This window comes from Streptomyces sp. F001, assembly GCF_004187715.1.
Classification (GTDB): Bacteria; Actinomycetota; Actinomycetes; order Streptomycetales; family Streptomycetaceae; genus Streptomyces; species Streptomyces flavusporus.
Window position 1 is genome coordinate 1 of sequence record NZ_QZWF01000119.1, and the last position, 4,209, is coordinate 4,209.

Consider the following 4,209-nt stretch of genomic DNA (forward strand, 5'->3'; position numbering starts at 1 on the left):
CCCGGGCAAGCCTGCCGGGACAGCGCAGCGGGACGTGATCACGTAACAACGGGGTCCACGGCGCAGCAACGCCCTGTGGACCCCGCCACACTTTTCGGCGCAGGCCGACAGAAATCAACCGGTGCCGGTGTTCGAAGACGAGACCGTCCAGGCCGAAAGCGGGGCCTGGCGGCCGCAGCCCCCAGCGAGACCGGCACCGACGCGGGGACCTCATAAACGGACGTCGGCTTTAGGGTGGTCGCATGAACGATCGCATGGTGTGGATCGACTGCGAGATGACCGGCCTCTCGCTGTCCGACGACGCGCTCATCGAGGTGGCCGCCCTCGTCACCGACTCCGAGCTGAACGTACTCGGCGAGGGTGTCGACATCGTCATCCGTCCGCCGGACTCCGCGCTGGAGACGATGCCGGAAGTGGTACGTCAGATGCACACCTCGTCCGGACTGCTCGCCGAGCTGCCGAACGGCACGACGCTGGCGGACGCCGAGGAACAGGTCCTGGCGTATGTCCGCGAACACGTCAAGGAACCCGGCAAGGCCCCGCTGTGCGGCAACTCCGTCGGCACGGACCGCGGCTTCCTGCTGCGCGACATGCCGACCCTGGAGAACTACCTCCACTACCGGATCGTCGACGTGTCCAGCATCAAGGAGCTGGCCCGGCGCTGGTACCCGAGGGCGTACTTCAACAGCCCGGAGAAGAACGGCAACCACCGCGCCCTCGCCGACATCCGCGAATCCATCGCGGAACTGCGCTACTACCGCGAGGCCGTCTTCGTACCGCAGCCCGGCCCGGACTCGGACACCGCCAGAGCGATCGCCGCGAAGCACGTCCTGCCCGCGCAGTAGGCGCCGCCACCGGAGGGCCCTGGAAAAGCCGGGCGCGAGCACCCCTGCGGACCCTGTACACTTTTTCTCGGCCGGTCGGGGAAACCACTGCGAGAACCGCCGGTCATGGTGGGTGTAGCTCAGCTGGTAGAGCACCTGGTTGTGGTCCAGGATGCCGCGGGTTCGAGTCCCGTCACTCACCCTTGAGGACCGAGGGCTGACCCCTGAAAAGGGATCAGCCCTCGGTCGTTCCCCGGCCCGATTCCGGATCCGGCAGGATCTTCCTGAGTTCCGCCTCGATCTCCGGCCGCGTCCGCCCCACTTCCTTCGCATACTCGGAGACGGTGGCGCCGAGGTCGCGGTCGAGATCGCGCCAGGCGCGCCACGCCGTCTCGTACGTCTCGGTCTGGACCTCGGTCCAGCCGCCCTTCTGGGTCGGCGGGCCGTAGGCGTCCCGAAGCTCCAGGACCTTCGTGTGCGCCTCGTCCGCGGCCCGCTGCATCTCCACAAGTTCTTCGAAGGTGTGTGCCACGCACGGATCTTAAGCACGACCCCCGCAGGCGCGCGCTCCGACCGGCCGTCCGCGCGCTCGGGCCTGACTCACCCGGCGCACACCCGGCTCTACGACGACGTCCGCTCCACCAGCTCCGTGGCCAGCACCACCTGCCGCCGCTCCAGCCCCCGGGACACCGCGGGCCGCCGGTCCGCGATCTCGGTCAGCAACAGGTCGATCATCCTGCGGCCCATCTCCTCTATGGGCTGGCGGACGCTGGTCAGCGGCGGTTCCATATGACGGGCGATGGCGGAGTCGTCGTAGCCGACGAGGGCGACATCCTCGGGGGTACGGCGGCCTGCCTCGCGCAGGACCTGGCGGGCGCCGGCCGCCGTGACGTCCGAGGCGGCGAAGACCGCGTCCAGGTCGGGGCAGCGGGCCAGCAGCTCGGTCATCGCGCGCCGGCCGCCCTCCTCGGTGAAGTCACCCGGCTCGATCAGGTCCTCGTCCACCGCGTGGCCCGCGTCACGCAGCGCCTCGCGGTAGCCGTCGATACGCCGCTGGGCGCCGTACACGTCCAGACGGCCGGTGATGTGGGCTATGCGGCGGCGGCCCCGGGCCAGCAGATGCTCGACGGCCGAGCGGGCACCGCCGTAGTTGTCCGAGTCGACGGAGGTCAGCGTCTCCTGCGCCGATCTCGGGCCGCTGATCACCGCCGGGATCTCCAGCTGGGCCAGCAGATCCGGCAGGGGGTCGTCGGCGTGCACCGAGACCAGCAGGACGCCGTCCACCCGGTGCGCCGCCAGGTACTGGGCGAGCCGCTGCCGCTCCCGGTCGCTGCCGGCGAAGATCAGCAGCAGCTGCATCTCCGTGTCGGACAGCTCGGCGCCGACACCCTTCAGCATGTCCGAGAAGTACGGTTCCGCGAAGAACCGGGTCTCCGGCTCGGGGACGACGAGGGCGATCGCGTCCGTGCGGTTGGCGGCCAGGGCGCGGGCGGCCGTGTTCGGGACGTAACCGAGCTCGGCGACCGCCGCCTCCACGGCGGCGCGGGTCGCATCGCTGACCCGGGGCGAGCCGTTGATCACCCGGGAGACCGTGCCGCGGCCCACACCGGCGCGCGCGGCGACCTCCTCCAGGGTCGGCCGGCCACCGCTCCGGCTCCGCACCATGGGCTCCGCCTTTCGCCGCCGTTCATCACCTGGCCTGGAATGTAACAGTCCCCTGTGCTGGAGTGACCGTCGCCGGGGGCTGCCACCCCCGGACCCCCGCTTCGGCATCCAGTTAACAGCCCGATAACTGAACGCATCTCGCCCTGTCCGCTCCCTTGACACCCCCGCTGGAACCGACGACTCTTCAACACATCACTTGTGGGAGCGCTCCCACGGTACCTGACACATACACATCCCGCACGTTCCCCGCCCGAGCCGCAGCGAGAACTAAGGGGCCCAACAATGCAGTTGGCCGGGGGGTCGGCACGTCAGGGCAACAGGAGGACGCAATGCGAGCACGTACCCGAACCGCCCGTCGCAGGGTGGTGGTCCTCGCGGCCGTCGCGTCGCTGGGCGCCGGGCTGCTGGCCGGCTGTGCCGACGACGGAAAAGACGAGGAAGGCTCGTCGTCGGAGGGCGGCAGCGGAGGCAAGACCAAGATCACCCTCGGGCTCTTCGGCACCGCCGGCTTCGAGGAGTCCGGCCTGTACAAGGAGTACGAGAAGCTCCACCCGGACATCGACATCCAGCAGACCGTCGTGGAGCGGAACGAGAACTACTACCCGGCGCTGATCAACCACCTCACCACCAACAGCGGCCTCCAGGACATCCAGATGGTCGAGGTCGGCAACATCGCCGAGATCGTCGAGACCCAGTCGGACAAGCTGCTCGACCTGTCGAAGTACGGCAAGAAGAGCGACTACCTCGAGTGGAAGTGGCAGCAGGCCACCACCAAGGACGGCCAGACCATCGGTGTCGGCACCGACATCGGCCCGATGGCCATCTGCTACCGCACGGACCTGTTCAAGGCGGCCGGTCTGCCCACCGACCGTGAGGAGGTCGGCAAGCTGTGGGCCGGCAGCTGGGACAAGTTCGTCGACGTCGGCAAGCAGTACCAGGACAAGGCGCCCAAGGGCACCACCTTCCTGGACTCCCCCGGCGGGCTGATCCAGGCGATCCTCAGCGGTGAGAAGGACCGGTTCTACGACTCCTCCGGCAAGGTCATCTACAAGACGAACCCGGCCGTGAAGGACGCCTTCGACCTCACCGCGCAGGCCGCCGAGGACGGACTGATCGGCAACCAGACGCAGTTCCAGCCGGCCTGGGACACGACGATCGCCAACAGCAAGTTCGCCGCGATGTCCTGCCCGCCGTGGATGCTCGGCTACATCAAGGGCAAGTCGAAGCCCGAGTCGGCCGGCAAGTGGGACATCGCCCAGGCGCCGAAGTCCGGCAACTGGGGCGGCTCTTTCCTGACCGTGCCCAAGTCCGGCAAGAACACCGAGGAGGCGGCGAAGCTGGCCGCCTGGCTGACCGCGCCCGAGCAGCAGGCCAAGCTGTTCGGCGTACAGGGCAGCTTCCCGAGCACCCCGGCCGCGTACGACTCGACCGAGGTGAAGAGCGCGAAGAACGACATGACCGGTGACGCACCGATCGGCACGATCTTCGCCCAGGCCGCCGAGAACATCCCGGTCCAGACGATCGGCCCGAAGGACCAGATCATCCAGCAGGGCCTGACCGACAACGGCGTCATCCTGGTGACCCAGGGCAAGTCCGCCGAGGAAGCCTGGGACAACGCCGTGAAGACCATCGACAACAACCTGGACCAGTGACCCGTATGACCACTGGGCACGAAACCGCTGCCGCGCCCCCCGCCGAGGAGGGGGGCGCGGCCCCGGCC

The 4,209-nt window shown here is 68.8% G+C and carries 4 protein-coding genes and 1 tRNA gene; 3 read left to right on the forward strand and 2 right to left on the reverse strand.

Features of this window, described 5'->3' with window-relative positions; translation table 11 throughout:
- Positions 1–242 precede the first annotated feature (242 nt).
- Together orn and StrepF001_RS44670 are read left to right on the forward strand one after the other, a co-directional pair.
- Positions 243–845 carry an oligoribonuclease gene (gene orn / locus StrepF001_RS44665; protein WP_129803789.1) on the forward strand — a complete coding sequence of 201 codons (603 nt, stop codon included), beginning with the start codon at positions 243–245 and terminating at the stop codon, positions 843–845.
- 108 nt (positions 846–953) lie between these two features.
- Positions 954–1,026 (forward strand) — tRNA-His (locus StrepF001_RS44670).
- A 33-nt stretch (positions 1,027–1,059) separates the two neighbouring features.
- Here the strand turns inward: StrepF001_RS44670 and StrepF001_RS44675 are convergent.
- Both StrepF001_RS44675 and StrepF001_RS44680 read right to left on the reverse strand, forming a co-directional pair.
- The gene (locus tag StrepF001_RS44675; protein ID WP_129803790.1) at positions 1,060–1,356 is read right to left on the reverse strand and encodes a hypothetical protein; all 297 of its coding nucleotides are present in this window, start codon (positions 1,354–1,356) and stop codon (positions 1,060–1,062) included.
- Between the two features lie 89 nt (positions 1,357–1,445).
- The gene (locus tag StrepF001_RS44680; protein WP_129803791.1) at positions 1,446–2,489 is read right to left on the reverse strand and encodes a LacI family DNA-binding transcriptional regulator; all 1,044 of its coding nucleotides are present in this window, start codon (positions 2,487–2,489) and stop codon (positions 1,446–1,448) included.
- Between the two features lie 329 nt (positions 2,490–2,818).
- Here StrepF001_RS44680 and StrepF001_RS44685 point away from each other — a divergent pair, with 329 nt between their 5' ends.
- A complete protein-coding gene (locus StrepF001_RS44685; RefSeq protein ID WP_129803792.1) occupies positions 2,819–4,141 on the forward strand; it encodes an extracellular solute-binding protein in 1,323 nt (440 codons plus the stop codon).
- Positions 4,142–4,209: the final 68 nt, after the last annotated feature.